Genomic DNA, 15,755 nt, shown 5'->3' on the forward strand with positions numbered 1-15,755 from the left:
AATGCCAGAGAACTGCCGTAGGAACGCGATTGTGCGCTACGACCCGGGTCTTGCCGCAAGACCCCCTATGCGCTATACGTTAATAGTGGCGGGCGACGAGAGTGTCAGCCCGTCATCGTTCTCATCGTGGCGAGATGAAGTTGCTACCGCTGGTAGCATCGTCCTGTGGCTGTCGAACCGCTCCCGCCGAGCCTCGAGGACCCTGCGGACCGCCTGCGCCTGATGCTGCCGGAGGTCCTGGAGGCAATCCGCGACCCCAGGTCGGCGTCGCCCGGCCTGCTGGCTGAGTTGGCGGCCATTGCGGGTGAGGAACCCAGTCTCGGCCGCCGGCTCCGACTGGCTGGCCGAGCGCGCAAGGTAAGCGTGTCGATGCCGGAAGATCTCACTACCGCCGTGCAGCGGCGGGTCGGCCGAGGCGAGTTCAGCCAGTACGTGACCGAAGCGGTCGCACGACAGCTTGAGCTGGATTTGATCGGGGAGCTTTCCGATCTCCTCAGTTCGGAGTACGGACCAGTGCCCGCCGACGCGCTGGACGAGGCGAGGGCGTCATGGCCAGACGGGCGGTAAGCACCGGCGGCACGCTGGTCCTCGACAGCGAAGGCTTGGTGAAGCTCTCGCTGGGGGACAACAAATCGAGAGCCTTCCTGGAAGCTGCGCGGGAACGTGGTGCCAGGGTCGTCGTAAGCGCGGTCACCCTGACAGAAGTCCTTCGCGGCGGTCCGCGCGATGCTCGCCTGCACCGGGTCCTGTCGCGGATCGCGGTGCAGCCGGTGAGCCCGGACATCGGCAGACGGGCAGGTGAACTTCTCGGGGCGACCGGGCTGCCGGGGCACCGTTGTGCCATCGACTCGGTGGTGGCCGTGACCGCCCTGGAGATGCCCCGTCCTGTCGTGCTGTTGACCAGTGACCCGGACGACATGAACCGGCTGGTCGAGGAACCGGACCGCCCAAAGGAGCAGCGGGTCGTGGTGATCCACGTGTAGCGGGCGTCCAACGAGATCTTGTGGCACCAGACGGCACTACGGACGGCGGGCGACGATCAGGTCGCGGACGATCGCCTGATCGACCCGGTGGGCGAAATCGCCGTACCCCGGACCGTCGGCCACCTCCAGACCGACCTTGACCAGCAGCGCGGCCAGGTCGTCGCGGGCGGCGACCAGAGTGTTCCAGGAGATCCCCAGTGCCCCGCCGGGGCGCAGCAGCGCCATCCATACCGGCAGCGCCTCCGCCAGCAGACCCAGCGGATCGCGGGTCAACCGGTCCGCCTGGCCGCGGGTGCCGTGCGCCACCCCGTACGGGGCGTCGGTGACGATCGCGTCGAAGCTGCCGGCGCGGAAGAAGTCCCGGCCGCGCCGGGTGTCGGCGTGCACCATCGTCAGATCCAGGGTCCGCCCCGCCTTGTGGTCGTCCTTGCTGGCGGCCAGGGTGATCGCCAGCCGCCGGCCCAGCTGGGTCCGGTTGCGGCGTACTTGAGCGATGTCGGCCGAGTGCTTGAGCCGCTTGTGCTTCAACCAGGTACGGATGAAGTTGGCGTACACCTCGAAGTCCTTGCCGTCGATCTCTACCCCGGCGGCGTGCCAGCCGTACATCATCGCCTGGTTGAGAGTGGTGCCCCGGCCACACATCGGATCGAGGATCCGCAGCGGTGGGGAGTCCGGGCCGAGCGGGTCGACAGCTGTGTCGGCGGCACCGGCCCGGCCGGTAACGGCCAGCGCGGTCACGTTCACCAGCAGTTTGGTGAACTGCTCATTGGTCTTCCCGGCGTACTTCGGGATGGTGATCAGGTCACTGTCGAAGCGGTCCCGACCGGTCACCGCGACCGGCCGCAGCAGGTCGCCCTCGCGGGCGAAGAACGCGTACCGGGCGGAGAGGTTGGCCAGCACCGACAGGTCCCGGTCGGTCAGGTCGACCCCGGTGAAGGTGACGTACGGCAGCCCACCGATCGCGGTGACCGCGACGTCGGTCAGCCGCCCGCCGAGCGCCCGGTCACCGAAGACGGCCAGCTCGGCGGCGGCCAGCGCGACGGCGGACTCGGCGTACACCCGGTTCGCGGACGGGTGGATCAGCAGGGCGTACGCGGTCATCGGGGTCCGTTCGGGTCGGTGCGTGATGGACCCACGAGTGTTACCACACCGGCGGCCTGCGTAGGGTCACCGGTATGGCGGGTGCACGGGGGCGACGGTTGCCGCTGGCGGATCGGCCGCTCACCGAGCCGCATCCGGCCCGGCTGGCGCCGGGGCATCCGCATCGGGCGGCGATCCTGGCGGCGCACGCGGCGGCGCTCGACGCCGGGAACGCCGGCTACCTCGACCCGGGCACCGGACTGTTCGTGCTGACCGCCGCGTTCCTGGCCCGCCGGGGCACCTGCTGCGACCAGGGTTGCCGGCACTGCCCGTACCTACCGTGAGGCGCCGCCCGCGCCCGAGGTGACCGCCTGCGCAGCGGGCTGCGGCGTCGCGGCCGGGAGTTGCCCGGGTGGCGGACTTTCGCGCAGGGCCGGGAAGCCGTACGGTGTGCCACGAACAATCCGCCTTTTTCGACCGGCCTGACCCGTGGGAGGCCACTGTGGGCGTTCGTGTGTCCCTGTCCGGCGCCGCTGCGATCCTGCTGCTGCTCGCCACGGGCTGCTCCACCGAGGCGGCGGCGACCGCCGGCACCGAGTCTTCCGAGGCACCGCAGGCCAGCCCGTCGCCGAGCCCGGTCGAGCCGTACCCGGAGGTGCCCCGGCCACCGGCAGCCGAAGCCGGCGGCGTCTGCGCGGTGTTCGACTACGACGTGGTGGAGAAGATCGTCGGGTTCCGGTTCGAGGTGGCGGCGGCGAGCACCCACGACAAGACGCGCTCCTGCCTGCTGCGTCCGGCGCAGGAGCCGCTGCCGGACCTGATGCTGTCGATCTCGGACACCAAGGCCAGCGCGTCGGTGTTCGCCGACGACGTCGCGCCGGTCGGCGCCAAGGAGATCCCGGACTTCGCGAAGGCCGCCTACTGGGTCCCGATCAAACCCGACCCGGACACCGGGTACGGGGCGGCGCTGGAGGTCAACTGGATCACTGCCGACCCGACGCAACTCAGCCTGCGCTGGACGTTCGCTCCGGGTGACGACGAACAGTCCGCGGTCGAGATGGCACCGAAGATGGTGGAACTGGCCCGGCTGGTGCACGACAACCGGAAGAAGTGAGCCGGCCCCGGGGTGGTCCCCGGACCCGGCTCTCATCGATCAGGGCGCGAACGCCGACGCCCGTCGGTCAGGCGGAGGCGCCGTTTCGTCGGTCAGGCGGAGGCGCCGGCGAGTGACCGGCCGTGGTCGCCGACCGCGACGAACACCCGCGAGGCGACCTCCCGGGGCAGGTGGATCTTCTCCCCGGAGCGGTCGATGGTCACCCCGTCACGCTCCTGGGCGACCGTGACCGTGGCACCCGGATCCACCCCGGCGGTGTGCAGTTGCCGCAGCACGTCGGCGTTGGTCTGCACGCTCTCGCAGATCCGCCGGACCACGACCGTGCCGGTCAGGCCGGGGAACGCGAGGTTGCGCTCGGTTTCGGCGGCGATGTCGGGGCTGACCTTGGCCGGCTGCCCACCGGAGAGCGCCTCCAGGCCGGGGATCGGGTTGCCGTACGGCGACCGCGTCGGCCGGTTGAGCAGGTCGTAGACCTTCTGCTCCACCGCGTCGCTCATCACGTGCTCCCAGCGGCAGGCCTCCTCGTGGGCCTCCTCGTAGGGCATCCCGATGACGTTGACCAGCAGCAACTCGGCCAGCCGGTGCTTGCGCATCACGGACACCGCCTGTGCACGCCCGAGGTCGGTCAGCCGCAGGTTCCGGTCGTCCTCGATGGTGAGCAGCCCGTCGCGCTCCATCCGGGCAACCGTCTGGCTGACCGTGGGACCGCTCTGGCGCAGCCGCTCGGCGATCCGGGCGCGCAACGGCGGCACCGACTCCTCTTCGAGCTCGAGGATGGTGCGCAGATACATCTCAGTGGTATCGACAAGATCGTTCACGGTCTGCTGCCCTCCAGTGCTCAATGCTACCCTGCGACGCCGACAACCAGCCGTAACGGACACGTGGCTGCGGGCAGGCATCGGCCGACCTGGTGTTGAATGGGGCCGTGTTCGCTGCCGACGACCCTACCGTTGCCGTCGCCGCGTTGGCCGACGCGCTCACCCCCGACACGCCGCCGACGCTGCTCGACGTGCGGTGGCGGCTCACCGGCCCACCGGGGCGCGACGACTACGCCGCCGGACACCTGCCCGGCGCGGTCTTCGTCGACCTCGACACCCAGCTCTGCGGCCCACCCGGCCGCGACGGCCGGCACCCGCTGCCCGACCCCGCCGCGCTGCAGACCGTGCTGCGGGCCGCCGGGGTACGGGCCGGGCAGCCCGTCGTGGTCTACGACGACGGTGACGCGATGGCCGCCGCCCGCGCCTGGTGGACGCTGCGCTGGGCCGGGCACCGGCCGACCTGGGTGCTCGACGGCGGCTACCGGGCCTGGGCGGCCGCCGGTCTCCCGGTGGTCACCCAGGTGCCGTCCCCGTCGGCCGGCGACATCACCGTACGGCCGGGTGGCCTGCCGGTGCTCGACGCCGCCGGCGCCGGTCGGCTGCCCCACGACGGCGGCCTGCTGATCGACGTACGCGCCCCCGAGCGGTACCGGGGCGAATGGGAGCCGGTCGACCCGGTGGCCGGGCACATCCCGGGCGCGGTCAACCTGCCGACCACCGGGCACACCGACGGCGCCGGCCGGCTGCGCGACGCCGCCGCGCTGCGGGACCGGTTCACCGCCGCCGGACTGCGCCCGGACACCCCGGTCGCCGCGTACTGCGGATCGGGGGTGACGGCCGCGCACACGGTGCTGGCGCTGCACCGCGCCGGGCGCACCGACGCGGCCCTCTACGTCGGCTCCTGGAGTGAGTGGATCACCGATGCGGGCCGGCCCGTGCAACGATGACCAGATGCCGGACGCGACGGGCGAGACGACAGGCGGGACGGACCAGCAAGCGGACACGACGCTGGTCGTCTGGGACGACCGGCTGCTGACCTACGACCTGGGTGACCACCCGCTGGACCCGGTACGCGTGGAGCTGACCATCGCGCTGGCCCGCGAGTACGGCCTGCTCGACCGGGTCGGGGTACGGCTGGCCGCCCCCGAGCCCGCCGACGACGCCGCGTTGACCCGGGTGCACCGGCCCGACTACCTCGACGCGGTCCGGGTCGCCCACGACGACCCGTTCTTTTCCGGCTACGGCCTGGGCACCCCGGACAATCCGACGTTCGCCGGGATGCACGACGCCAGCGCGCTGGTCGCCGGCGCCACGCTGGCCGCCGCCGAGGCGGTCTGGCGGGGCACGGCCCGCCGGGCGGTCAACGTCTCCGGTGGGCTGCACCACGCGATGCCGGGCCGGGCCGCCGGGTTCTGCGTCTACAACGATCCGGCGGTGGCCATCGCCCGCCTGCTCGACCTCGGTGCCGAGCGGATCGCCTACGTCGACATCGACGTGCACCACGGCGACGGGGTGCAGGAGATCTTCTACGACGACCCCCGGGTGCTCACCATCAGCCTGCACGAGACCCCGTTGGCGCTGTTCCCGGGCACCGGCTTCCCCGACGAGGTCGGCGGCCCGACGGCGCGGGGCAGCGCCGTCAACGTGGCGCTGCCCTCCGGTACGGCCGACGCCGGGTGGTTACGGGCGTTCCACGCGGTCGTGCCGTCGCTGCTGCGGGCCTTCCAGCCACAACTGTTGGTCACCCAGTGCGGGGCCGACGCGCACCGGCTCGACCCGCTGGCCGACCTGGGCCTGAGCGTGGACTGCCAGCGGGCGGCGTACCTGGCGCTGCGGTCGCTGGCCGACGAACTCTGCGACGGACGCTGGGTGGCCACCGGCGGCGGCGGGTACGCCCTGGTCGAAGTGGTGCCCCGGGCCTGGACCCACCTGCTGGCGGTCGCCACCGGTGCCCCGCTGCACCCGGCGACGCTGACCCCGCCGGCGTGGCGGGCGTTGGCCGCCGCCCGCTGTCCCGGCCGGCCGGTGCCGCTGCGGATGACCGACGACGTCGACCTCGACTTCACCGCCTGGCAGCCCGGCGGCGACCCGGATCCGGTCGATCGGGCGATCATGGCGACCCGCAGCGCGGTGTTCCCGCTGCACGGACTCGACCCGCACGACCCCCGGGACTGACCGTGGATCCGTCGGCCGTGGACCGTCCAGAGCGGGATCGCTCTGCGCTGGACCGCTCGGCCGACGTCCTGCTGCGCGACGGCACCACCGTCCACCTGCGGCAGATCCGGCCCGACGACGCCGACGCGATCGTCGCCATGCACGCCCGCTTCTCCGAACGCACCCGCTACCTGCGCTACTTCTCCCCGTACCCGCGCATCCCCGAACGCGACCTGCACCGGTTCGTCAACGTCGACCACCACGACCGGGAGGCGTTCGTGGTGGTCTCCGGCGACCGGATCTTCGCCGTCGGCCGGTTCGACCGCCTCGGCCCGGGCTCCACCGAAGCCGAGGTCGCCTTCGTGGTCGAGGATGCCCACCAGGGCCGCGGCGTCGGCTCGGTGCTGCTGGAGCACCTGGCCGCCGCCGCCCGCGCCGACGGCATCGACTCGTTCGTGGCGGAGGTGTTGCCGGCCAACGCCCCGATGCTGCGGGTCTTCTCCGACGCCGGCTACCCGGTGCGTCGCCGCTACGCCGACGGCGTCGTCCACCTGAGTTTCCCGATCGCCCCCACCGAGGCGTCGCTGCAGGTGCAGTGGAGCCGGGAACACAGCGCCGAGGCCCGGTCGATCGCCCGGCTGCTGACCCCGCGCGGCGTCGCCGTGTACGGGGCCAGCACGACCGGGCAGGGGGTCGGTGCCGCCATCCTCGGGCACCTGCGGGACGGCGGATTCACCGGTGACATCGTCGGCGTACATCCCACGGCGCGACGCATCGGCGGGCTGCCCGCGTACCGGCGGGCCGCCGACGCCGACGTCCCGGTCGACCTGGCGGTCGTCGCGGTCACCCCGGACGCGGTGCCGGCGGTGGTGGCGGACGCGGCCGCCGCCGGGGCGCACGGCGTGGTGGTCATCTCCGCCGGGTTCGCCGAGACCGGCCCGGCCGGTGTCGCCGCGCAACGGGAGCTGATCCGCACCGCGCACGTCGCCGGCCTGCGGGTGGTCGGCCCGAACTGCCTCGGGGTGGCGAACACCGATCCCCGGATCCGGCTCAACGCCACGCTCGCGCCGCAGCTGCCACCGGCCGGTCGGGTCGGGTTCTTCAGCCAGTCCGGGGCGCTCGGGGTGGCGCTGCTCGCCGAGGCGGACCGGCGTGGCCTGGGGCTGTCCACCTTCGTGTCGGCCGGTAACCGGGCCGACGTCTCCGGCAACGATCTGCTGCAGTACTGGCAGGACGACCCCGGCACCGACGTCGTCCTGCTCTACCTGGAGACCTTCGGCAACCCGCGCAAGTTCGCCCGGCTGACCCGGCGCATCGGGCGGACCAAGCCGGTGGTGGCGCTCGCGCCGGGCAGCCGGCCCGATGGCCGGGAACCCGACGTCGGTGGGCCCGACGTCGGTGGGCCGGACGCCGCAGCGGTGACCCGGCTGTTCGCCCAGTCCGGGGTGATCCGGGTCGACACCGTCGCGGAACTGTTCGACGTCGGCACCCTGCTGGCCAACCAACCGCTGCCGGTGGGCCGACGGGTCGGCGTGGTCGGCAACTCGTCGGCGTTGGCGACGCTGGCCGCGGCGGCCTGCCGGACCCACCGGCTGACCGTCGCCGCCGGCTACCCGCGGACGGTCGCGCCCGAGTCCGGCGCACACGACTTCGCCGACTCACTCGCCGACGCCGCCGTCGACGCCGGGGTGGACGCCCTCGTGGTGGTCTTCGCTCCACCGCTGCCGGGTCAGCTGGCCGACGAGGACGCCGACTTCACCTCGGCGTTGGCCAGTGTGGCCCTCGCCGGGGACAAGCCGACCGTGGCGACCCTGCTGGCCGGGCAACCGCCGGTCGGCGTGCCGACGTACCCGTCGGTGGAGGAGTCGGTGCGGGCGCTGGCCCGGGTCGCCGACTACGCGGACTGGCTGCGCCAGCCGCCCGGCGCGGTGCCGACGACGGCCGGGGTGGATGCCGCCGCCGGGCTGGCGGCGCTGTCGGCGCAGCCGCCCGACGCGGTCGGCCTGCTCACCGCGTACGGAATCGAGGTGGTTGGCTCGGTCCCGGCGGCCTGCGTCGAGCAGGCCGTCGCCGCCGCCTGCGACCTCGGTTTCCCGGTGGTGCTCAAGGCGGCGGCCGACGGACTGCGGCACCGGCTGGACCTGGGTGCGGTTCGTCTCGACCTGGCGTCGGCCGCCGCAGTCGACCAGGCCTACCGGGAGGTGGCGGCGCAGTTCGGCGCCCAGGTGCTCGTCCAGCCGATGGTGCCACCCGGGGTGGCCTGCGTGGTGGAGCTGGTCACCGACCCGACGTTCGGCCCGGTGGTCGGCTTCGGGCTGGGTGGGGTGGCGACGGACCTGCTGGGCGACCGGGCGTGGCGGGCGGCGCCGCTGACCGACCGGGACGCGGCCGAGCTGATCGACGAGCCGCGTGCGGCACCGCTGCTACGCGGCTACCGGGGCGCCGGCGCGGTCGACCGGGACGCCCTGGTCGACCTTCTGGTCCGGGTCGGTCGCCTCGGCGACGAGCAGCCCCGGGTACACCGGCTACGGCTCAATCCGGTGCTGGCCCGGTCGGACGGGCTGGCGGTGCTGCACGTCAGCGTCGACGTCGGCCCGGCGGAGGTCCGGCCGGACACCGGCCCACGCCGGCTCTGACCGAGCCCGGGCAGCACCGCCGGCTTGTCGTGCCGCCGAACCGCCGGTGGCCGGTCGGGTGCGGACACCCGACCGGCCACCGTCCCCCACGGTCAGCCCGCGTACGCCTCCAGTCGCTGCGCCCGTGCCGGGTCACGCAGCTTGGACAGGGTGACCTTCTCGATCTGCCGGATCCGCTCGCGGGACAGCCCGAACTCGCGGCCGACCTCGTCGAGGGTGCGCTGGCGTCCGTCGTCGAGCCCGAACCGTAGCCGGATGACGTCCTGCTCCCGCTGGGACAGGGTGGACAGGACGATCTCCACCTCGTTGCGCAGCTTGCCGTCGGAAGCCGACGCGCCGGCCTGCTCACGGGGATCCACCGCGGCCACGAAGTCGCCGAGGGCGCTCTCGCCGTCCTCACCGACCGCCTGATCCAGGCTGACCGGCTCCCGGTCGTAGGAGATCAGCTCGATCACCTGGAACTCCGGCACCGACATCGCCGTGGCGATCTCGGCGATCGTCGGTTCGCGGCCGATCGTCACGGCCAGCTCCCGGCGGGTACGGACCATCCGGTTGACCTGCTCGACCATGTGCACCGGGATGCGGATGGTGCGGGCCTGGTCGGCCATGGCCCGGGTGATGGCCTGGCGGATCCACCAGGTGGCGTAGGTGGAGAACTTGTAGCCCTTGGTGTAGTCGAACTTCTCGACGGCGCGGATCAGGCCCAGGTTGCCTTCCTGGATGAGGTCGAGGAAGGCCATCCCGCGCCCGGTGTAGCGCTTGGCGATGCTCACGACCAGCCGTAGGTTCGCCTCCAGCAGGTGGTCCTTGGCGGCCCGGCCCTCGACGACGACGACACCCAGGTCGGCGCGCAGCCGCGCGGTGAGCCGACCGCCGGTGGTGAGCTTCTCCTCGGCGAACAGGCCGGCTTCGATCCGCTTGGCCAGCTCGACCTCCTGCGCGGCGGTGAGCAGCTTGGTACGCCCGATTCCGTTCAGATATGCGCGGACCAGATCGGCGGAGGCGCCGCGGTCGTCAGTGGCGTCAAGGTCGTGCTGACCGTCGGTGGTGACTCCGGCGGTGGTGTCGGTGCCGTCTTCGATGGTGCGTGTGACCACTCTCAGTCGCCTCCCCGCGTCGACAAGTGGTAAGCCAGCAGCGGAGTGCCGCTGGTGAAGACCAGCTTGCCGGTCGGGGCGTGAAGTCACGGTGAGGCGAGGGAGAGGTGGCATGAATCCGGGACCTGGCGACGCCCGGACGCGGCAGTACGGCTTCGCTACGTAGTCATCGGGCGACGGGAAGTCGTCGGCTCACAATTCCAGCAGGATGGTCTGCGGGCCAACGTTGACGCTCTCCACCAGCATGTGTGCGCGGAACCGGCCGGTCTGCACCGGCGCGCCCCGCTCGGTCAGCGCCGCGACGAACGCGCCGACCAACGGCTCGGCGACCTCCGCCGGGGCGGCCGCCGACCAGCTCGGCCGCCGGCCCCGACGGGCGTCTCCGTACAGGGTGAACTGACTGACCACCAGGATCGGTGCCCCCAGTTGCTCGGCGGACCGTTCGGCGGTGCCGACGGCGTCCGGGTCGGGCGGGAAGATCCGCAGCTCGTGCACCTTGCGGGCCATCTGGGCCGCGACGGCGGGGGTGTCGGAGCCGGTCACCCCGAGCAGCACCAACAGTCCGTCGTCGATCGCGGCGACGACGTCGCCGTCGACCGTGACCGATGCCCGGCTGACCGTCTGCACCACCGCCCGCATGCCGGTCAGCCTGTCACACCGGCTGCAGGATGCCGCGCTCGACCAGCCGCGTCAGGATCGGCAGGGCCGCCTCGGTCAACTCCGCCTCCGGTACGTCGTGTGCGGCCGCCAGCAGAGCGAGCTGCCCACGCATGGCGACCTGACCGTCGCAGCCGCCGATCAACGCCAGGACCAGCGGGTCGACCTCCTCGGACCAGCGCAGGCCGTCGGTCATCGTGACGATCTGCCGGTCCACCGCCCAGCCGTCGTCGCCGATGCTGGCCTCCTGCTGCAGGCGCAACCCGGTGGCCGCCCGGTACCGGGCCGCGAGCAGCCCGTCGGAGTCCCGGTCGCGCAGCCAGTCCTGCCGGGCGAACCACTCGTCGATCCGCTCACCCAGCGGCGGCGTCACCGGCTGGCGCAGCTCCTCGACCCGTACCAGCGGATCGTCGTGTCCGGCCCGGCGCAGCGCGACCAGGCCGAAACCGATCGCCTCGACCTTCTGGGCGTCGAACCAGTCGAGCCAGGCCGCAGCCCGGTGCGCGTCGGGCCCCTCGCTGGCGTCGGCGAGCCACAGGTTGACGTAGGCCACCGGGTCGGCCACCTCCCGCTGGATCACCCATCCGTCCATACCGGTGCCGGCGATCCAGCCCGCGACCCGCTCGGTCCAGTCCTCGCCGGCGACGTGCATCCAGTTGGCCAGGTAGAGCATCATGCCGCCGTCGGTGAGCAGCCCGTCGGCCGCCGCCGCCAGCTCGGCGCAGACGCCGTCGCCGACACGCCCGGAGTCCCGGTAGACGTGGGTGGCGGTGCCCGGCCCGACCACGAACGGCGGGTTGCTCACCACCAGGTCGAACCGTCGGTCGGTGACCGGAGCGGTCAGATCGCCGTGCAACAGCTCCCACTGCTGACCGTTGAGCGCGGCGGTCGTCGCCGCGAACCGCAGTGCCCGGACGGACAGGTCGGTCGCGGTGACCCGGGTAGCGTGCTCGGCCAGGTGCAGCGCCTGCACACCGCAGCCGGTGCCCAGGTCCAGGGCGGCACCGACCGGACGACGGGGGACCGCACCGGCCAGCGTCGTCGAGGAACCGCCGGCCCCGAGGACATGATCGGCGGCGAGGGGTCGCCCCGCCCGCAGATGCGCAGGTACGTCGGAGATCACCCACCAGGCGTCGCCGTACGGCTCCAGATCGACGCCCTGCCGCAGCCCCGGGCCGTCCGGGGCCGGCTCCACCAGTCCGGCGGTGAGCGCCTCGGCCAGAGGCAGCGGCGCCAGCGCGGCGGTGACCGCGTCGACCGGCTCCGTCTGCGCGCAGACGAACAACCGGATCAGAGTGGCGAGCGGGTCACCGTCGGCGGTGACCCGCAGCGCGGCGCGGTAGTCGTTGCGGGAAACGGCCGCGGTGGCCGAGGGCCCGAGCCGTTGCGCGATTCCGGTCGAGGTGAAGCCGGCCGAGGTCAACGCGGTACGGAGCTGGTCGATCCCGGTCGCGTCGAGCAGTGCGGGAAAGGCGGTGTCGTCGGTCACCCTGTCATCCTGCCCGGTCGCGCCGACGCGGTCCCGGAGGACCCGCGACCTTCGTACGGCGGGGGCATGGCCGACGGCGTGGCGCCGGTCGGTCCGGCGGTACCGCTGGCCGGTCCGGCAAGATAAGGCCCATGACACTGTCGTTGCCGATCGAGGCACAAGCCAACGAGCTGCTGGAACGCAGCCCGCTGGCGCTGCTCGTCGGGATGGTCCTGGATCAGCAGGTGCCGCTGGAGCGGGCGTTCTCCGCCCCGTACGACCTGACCCGCCGGCTGGGACACGAGCCGGACGCCCGCGAGTTGGCCGAGTTCGACCCTGCGGAGCTGGTGGCGGTCTTCGCCCAGCGCCCGGCCTTGCACCGGTTCCCGAAGGCGATGGCGGCCCGGGTCCAGCAGGTGTGCCGGGTGGTGGTGGAGCGCTACGGCGGCGACCCCGCCCGGATCTGGACCGAGGCGCCGGACGGGGCGACCGCGTTGGCCCGGATCGGTGACCTGCCCGGATTCGGCCGGCAGAAGGCGCAGATCTTCCTCGCGCTGCTCGGCAAGCGGTTCGGGGTGACCCCGAGCGGTTGGCGCGAGGCCGCCGGCCAGTACGGTGCCGCCGGGGTGTACGTCTCGGTGGCCGACATCGTCGACGAGGACTCGTTGATCCGCGTCCGGGAGCACAAGCAGCAGATGAAAGCGGCCGCCAGGGCGGCGAAGGCCTGACCCCGGCGACCACGGGGCGGGGGCAGCCGGGGACGGTGCGGGCAGGCCGACCGGATCAGGCGGCGTCGGGCTGGGTGGCCAGCGCGGCCAGGGCCCGCCGTACGTCGGCCAGCGAGACCGTGGCGGATTCGTCCAGGTCGGCGAGCCCTGCCTCGATCCACTGGCGCATCAGCGTGGTGACGCCGATCCCGCGCGCCTCGGCGGCGGCGCGGACCCGGTCGTAGGTGGCCAGCGGCAGCCGGATCGAGCGGCTGACCATCGGCTCGTCGGTGTCCGGGGTGGCTATCTCGGCCGGTGGGCTCTCGTCGATCAACTCGGCGATCCGGTCGCCGCCGTCGTGGAACTGCTTGATCGCGTCGTCACGGTGCATGACACGGACTCCTATCGTCGCCGGTGGTGCAGCGCCGCGTCGTAGCGTTTCGACTCGGCGTCACTGAGATCGCGCGCGGAGAGCACGTCCCAGTCGTTGTCGCTGTGTCGGGACTCGGCCAGTAGGACCGCCAGCCGCCGGCCGGTGCGCAGGGCCGCGTAGACGACCATCACGTCGTCACCGAGGTGGCGGATGATCCGGTGCCGGCTGTGCAGCGCCTCCCAGACCTCACCCGGCGTGACTCCGTAGATCGCCAGGTTGTCGAGGGCCTCGTCGGCGAAGCTGAACCGGTTACCCACCCTGGCAGCGTAACACGCACGTGGTACGACGGGCCGGCTGTCGACGCCGGCCAGCCGCCGGGCCCGACCAGGTGCGACGATGGGTGGACGGCGACGAGGAGGAACCGGTGAGACGAACAGCTGACCGCCCGACCGTGATCACCGACGCCGAGACCAGCCCGGCGGAGCAGCTGCGCCGCCGGCAGCGCCGGTACGTCGCCATGATGTCCATCCGTGGCGGCTGTCTGATCGTCGGCGCGGTCCTGGTGACGCTGGAAGCACCCCTGCTCTGGGTCTGGCTGCCGCTCTGCGCGGTCGGCATGATCCTGGTGCCCTGGCTGGCGGTGCTGCTCGCCAACGACCGGCCGCCGAAGGACAAACACCTGCTGGCCCGCCGCCGCCGACCGTCGGCGCGGACCCCCACGGCCCTCGGCGCGAACCCGGTGGCGTCACCCGCCGGCCCGGTCATCGACATGGAGCCGTGATCACCCGGCACCGGTACTGGTCCCGGTGTCGGTGCCGGCGCTGGTGACCGGCCGGGCGCCGACGACACCCACGGCGGCGGCACCCGCCCGTACGGCGGTCTCGAGAGCGTCCGCCGGGGCGGCGCCGGACACCCACGCGGCGAGCAACCCGGCCGCGAACGCGTCACCGGCACCCGTCGGGTCGACCACCTGCACCACCGGTGCCGGTGCCGTCACCGTGCCCTGCGGATCGTGCCAGCTCGCACCGGCCGCCCCCCGTTTCACCACCAGGTGCCGTATCGGCCGCCGCACCGCCGGCGCGTGCGGCACGCCGAGCACGACGGCCTCGTCGGCGTTGGCCAGCAGCAGATCGGTACCGTGCAGCCAGTCCAGGAACCGGGCCGGGCCGGTCGCGCGCAGCGGCGCCGCCGACGCCGCGTCGACGCTGGTGGACAGCCCGTTCGCCCGGGCAGTGACCAGCGCGTGCCGGGCGGCGGGCCGGGTCTGCGGGTGCAGCAGCGGATAGCCCGACAGGTGCAGGTGCGTCGCGTCCGGGAAGCCGGCCAGCGCGGCGTCGACGTCGGCTGTCCGCAGCGACAGGTTGGCGCCCCGGTCGGCCACCATCGACCGTTCGCCGGCGTGGGCCAGCACGATCACCGTGCCGGTCGGGGTGGACCGGCACCGGCGTACCGCCAGATCGACCCCGGCCGCGCTGAGTTCGGCCAGGCGCAGCGCGCCCACGTCGTCGTCACCCACCGTCGCGACCAGGGTGACCGGTACGCCGTGCCACGCCAGCCACGCCGCCGTGTTGGCCGCCTGGCCGCCGCCGGTGAACCGGATGGCGGCCGGGGTGTCCGAGCCGGCGGCCACCGGCCCGGCCAGCACCGCCACCACGTCGGTGACCAGGTCGCCGACCACGAGGATCCGCCCCGGTCGGGGGCGCGGTACCGGCCCGACGGGCGGGTTCACCCGGCAGCGGCGACCGCGATACGGCCGGCCAGGTCGGCGTTGCGCAGGATGATCCGGATGTTCACCGCCAGGCTCGCGCCGGCGGTCGCGGAGTGGAAGTGGGCCAGCAGGAAGGGGGTGACGCCCTTGCCGGTGACACCCTGCGCCGCCATCGCGGCCAACCCGTCGGCCAGCGTCGCGTCGTGCAGCTCCGGGTCCAGCTGCTCCTCGGTCGGCAGCGGGTTCGCCACCACCAGCGCGCCACCGCCGGTGCCGTGGCGGCGGCGGGCCCGGATGACCTCGGCGACCTGCTCCGGGGAGTCCAGCGACCAGTCCACCTCGTGCCCGCTGTCGGTGATGAAGAAGCCGGGGAACCGGCGGGACCGGTAACCGGCCACCGCGACACCGAGCGTCTCCAGCCGTTCCAGGGTGGCCGCCACGTCCAGGATCGACTTGACGCCGGCGCAGACCACGGTGATCGGTGTGCGGGCCAGCGTCACCAGGTCGGCCGACTCGTCGAAGGTCCGCTCCGCCTCCCGGTGCACCCCGCCGAGCCCACCGGTGGCGAAGACGCCGATCCCGGCAGCCGCAGCGACCGCGCTGGTCGCGGCCACCGTGGTGGCGCCGTCGACGCCGTTCGCCGCGGCCAGGGCAAGGTCCCGGGCGGAGAGCTTGGCCACCGTCTCGGAGTTGGCCAGGTAGGTCAACTGGTCGTCGTCGAGACCAACCACCAGGCGTCCACCGAGCATGCCGATCGTGGCCGGCACCGCACCGGTGGCGCGTACCGCGGACTCGATGTCCCGGGCCACCCGCAGGTTGTCGGGCCGGGGCAGCCCGTGTGCGATGATGGTGCTCTCCAGGGCGACGATGGCCCGTCCGTCCCGGCGGGCGTCGGCCACTTCGGCGCCGTACTGGATGTCGTGGTGCAACGGCCCGGTGCGGCCTGCGGAATCTGCCATG

The 15,755-nt window shown here is 73.1% G+C and carries 18 protein-coding genes; 9 read left to right on the forward strand and 9 right to left on the reverse strand.

All coding sequences use genetic code 11. The annotated features are described in order from the left end of the window. Window positions 1-165 precede the first annotated feature (165 nt). Together O7623_RS30630 and O7623_RS30635 are read left to right on the forward strand one after the other, a co-directional pair. Window positions 166-567, forward strand: coding sequence for a hypothetical protein (locus O7623_RS30630; protein WP_282226390.1), 402 nt, complete (start codon window positions 166-168; stop codon window positions 565-567). Next, on the forward strand, window positions 549-983 hold the full coding sequence (locus tag O7623_RS30635; protein ID WP_282226391.1) for a PIN domain-containing protein: 435 nt from the start codon (window positions 549-551) through the stop codon (window positions 981-983). Before O7623_RS30630 ends, O7623_RS30635 begins: the two co-directional genes overlap by 19 nt. Window positions 984-1,019: 36 nt before the next feature. Here the strand turns inward: O7623_RS30635 and O7623_RS30640 are convergent, their stop codons facing one another. After that, window positions 1,020-2,084 carry an SAM-dependent methyltransferase gene (locus O7623_RS30640; RefSeq protein WP_282226392.1) on the reverse strand — a complete coding sequence of 355 codons (1,065 nt, stop codon included), beginning with the start codon at window positions 2,082-2,084 and terminating at the stop codon, window positions 1,020-1,022. A gap of 74 nt (window positions 2,085-2,158) precedes the next feature. Between O7623_RS30640 and O7623_RS30645 the strand changes: the two genes are divergently transcribed. Further along, window positions 2,159-2,407 (forward strand): DUF5522 domain-containing protein, encoded by a 249-nt coding sequence (locus O7623_RS30645; RefSeq protein WP_282226393.1) that lies wholly within the window; start codon window positions 2,159-2,161, stop codon window positions 2,405-2,407. Between the two features lie 158 nt (window positions 2,408-2,565). Further along, window positions 2,566-3,177, forward strand: coding sequence for a hypothetical protein (locus tag O7623_RS30650; RefSeq protein WP_282226394.1), 612 nt, complete (start codon window positions 2,566-2,568; stop codon window positions 3,175-3,177). 92 nt (window positions 3,178-3,269) lie between these two features. On the opposite strand, the gene O7623_RS30655 is transcribed toward O7623_RS30650, so the two are convergent. Next, entirely contained in the window at window positions 3,270-3,995 is a 726-nt protein-coding gene (locus O7623_RS30655) for a metal-dependent transcriptional regulator (protein WP_282226395.1), read from the reverse strand. Window positions 3,996-4,141: 146 nt separating this feature from the next. Between O7623_RS30655 and O7623_RS30660 the strand changes: the two genes are divergently transcribed. The 3 genes from O7623_RS30660 to O7623_RS30670 are packed head-to-tail and all read left to right on the forward strand — an operon-like array spanning window position 4,142 to window position 8,785. After that, window positions 4,142-4,942 carry a sulfurtransferase gene (locus tag O7623_RS30660; RefSeq protein WP_282229662.1) on the forward strand — a complete coding sequence of 267 codons (801 nt, stop codon included), beginning with the start codon at window positions 4,142-4,144 and terminating at the stop codon, window positions 4,940-4,942. Between the two features lie 4 nt (window positions 4,943-4,946). Then, complete coding sequence (locus O7623_RS30665) at window positions 4,947-6,170, forward strand: acetoin utilization protein AcuC (RefSeq protein ID WP_282226396.1); 1,224 nt, start codon at window positions 4,947-4,949, stop codon at window positions 6,168-6,170. Between the two features lie 17 nt (window positions 6,171-6,187). Continuing rightward, entirely contained in the window at window positions 6,188-8,785 is a 2,598-nt protein-coding gene (locus O7623_RS30670; RefSeq protein ID WP_282226397.1) for a bifunctional GNAT family N-acetyltransferase/acetate--CoA ligase family protein, read from the forward strand. 92 nt (window positions 8,786-8,877) lie between these two features. Here the strand turns inward: O7623_RS30670 and sigB are convergent, their stop codons facing one another. From sigB to O7623_RS30685, 3 genes are all read right to left on the reverse strand, one after another. Beyond that, the gene (gene sigB / locus O7623_RS30675) at window positions 8,878-9,867 is read right to left on the reverse strand and encodes an RNA polymerase sigma factor SigB (RefSeq protein WP_282229663.1); all 990 of its coding nucleotides are present in this window, start codon (window positions 9,865-9,867) and stop codon (window positions 8,878-8,880) included. Window positions 9,868-10,074: 207 nt separating this feature from the next. Next, complete coding sequence (gene dtd / locus O7623_RS30680) at window positions 10,075-10,521, reverse strand: D-aminoacyl-tRNA deacylase (protein ID WP_282226398.1); 447 nt, start codon at window positions 10,519-10,521, stop codon at window positions 10,075-10,077. A 13-nt stretch (window positions 10,522-10,534) separates the two neighbouring features. Continuing rightward, window positions 10,535-12,028: a methyltransferase gene (locus O7623_RS30685; RefSeq protein WP_282226399.1), complete on the reverse strand. Its 1,494-nt coding sequence runs from the start codon at window positions 12,026-12,028 to the stop codon at window positions 10,535-10,537. A gap of 131 nt (window positions 12,029-12,159) precedes the next feature. On the opposite strand from O7623_RS30685, the gene O7623_RS30690 reads away from it, so the two are divergent. Further along, window positions 12,160-12,735, forward strand: coding sequence for an HhH-GPD-type base excision DNA repair protein (locus O7623_RS30690; RefSeq protein ID WP_282226400.1), 576 nt, complete (start codon window positions 12,160-12,162; stop codon window positions 12,733-12,735). 55 nt (window positions 12,736-12,790) lie between these two features. On the opposite strand, the gene O7623_RS30695 is transcribed toward O7623_RS30690, so the two are convergent. Together O7623_RS30695 and O7623_RS30700 are read right to left on the reverse strand one after the other, a co-directional pair. Beyond that, window positions 12,791-13,105 (reverse strand): hypothetical protein, encoded by a 315-nt coding sequence (locus O7623_RS30695; protein ID WP_282226401.1) that lies wholly within the window; start codon window positions 13,103-13,105, stop codon window positions 12,791-12,793. 11 nt (window positions 13,106-13,116) lie between these two features. Continuing rightward, the gene (locus tag O7623_RS30700) at window positions 13,117-13,404 is read right to left on the reverse strand and encodes a hypothetical protein (protein WP_282226402.1); all 288 of its coding nucleotides are present in this window, start codon (window positions 13,402-13,404) and stop codon (window positions 13,117-13,119) included. A 107-nt stretch (window positions 13,405-13,511) separates the two neighbouring features. Between O7623_RS30700 and O7623_RS30705 the strand changes: the two genes are divergently transcribed. Then, window positions 13,512-13,868 (forward strand): DUF3099 domain-containing protein, encoded by a 357-nt coding sequence (locus tag O7623_RS30705; protein ID WP_282226403.1) that lies wholly within the window; start codon window positions 13,512-13,514, stop codon window positions 13,866-13,868. On the opposite strand, the gene O7623_RS30710 is transcribed toward O7623_RS30705, so the two are convergent. Beyond that, window positions 13,869-14,816, reverse strand: a complete 948-nt coding sequence (locus tag O7623_RS30710; RefSeq protein WP_282226404.1) for a PfkB family carbohydrate kinase — start codon at window positions 14,814-14,816, stop codon at window positions 13,869-13,871. It lies immediately after the preceding gene. After that, window positions 14,813-15,754: a pseudouridine-5'-phosphate glycosidase gene (locus O7623_RS30715; protein ID WP_282226405.1), complete on the reverse strand. Its 942-nt coding sequence runs from the start codon at window positions 15,752-15,754 to the stop codon at window positions 14,813-14,815. Before O7623_RS30715 ends, O7623_RS30710 begins: the two co-directional genes overlap by 4 nt. Window position 15,755: the final 1 nt, after the last annotated feature.

Origin of the sequence: Solwaraspora sp. WMMD791 (genome assembly GCF_029581195.1) — a bacterium.
Lineage (GTDB): Bacteria > Actinomycetota > Actinomycetes > Mycobacteriales > Micromonosporaceae > Micromonospora_E.

Bases quoted from the DNA above. Each gene is read 5' to 3' on its own strand.
- O7623_RS30715 (WP_282226405.1), bottom strand. From the start codon at position 15,754: ATGGCAGATTCCGCAGGCCGCACCGGGCCGTTGCACCACGACATCCAG.
- O7623_RS30645 (WP_282226393.1), top strand. From the start codon at position 2,159: ATGGCGGGTGCACGGGGGCGACGGTTGCCGCTGGCGGATCGGCCGCTC.
- dtd (WP_282226398.1), bottom strand. From the start codon at position 10,521: ATGCGGGCGGTGGTGCAGACGGTCAGCCGGGCATCGGTCACGGTCGAC.
- O7623_RS30640 (WP_282226392.1), bottom strand. From the start codon at position 2,084: ATGACCGCGTACGCCCTGCTGATCCACCCGTCCGCGAACCGGGTGTAC.
- O7623_RS30635 (WP_282226391.1), top strand. From the start codon at position 549: ATGGCCAGACGGGCGGTAAGCACCGGCGGCACGCTGGTCCTCGACAGC.
- O7623_RS30665 (WP_282226396.1), top strand. From the start codon at position 4,947: ATGCCGGACGCGACGGGCGAGACGACAGGCGGGACGGACCAGCAAGCG.
- O7623_RS30690 (WP_282226400.1), top strand. From the start codon at position 12,160: ATGACACTGTCGTTGCCGATCGAGGCACAAGCCAACGAGCTGCTGGAA.
- O7623_RS30695 (WP_282226401.1), bottom strand. From the start codon at position 13,105: ATGCACCGTGACGACGCGATCAAGCAGTTCCACGACGGCGGCGACCGG.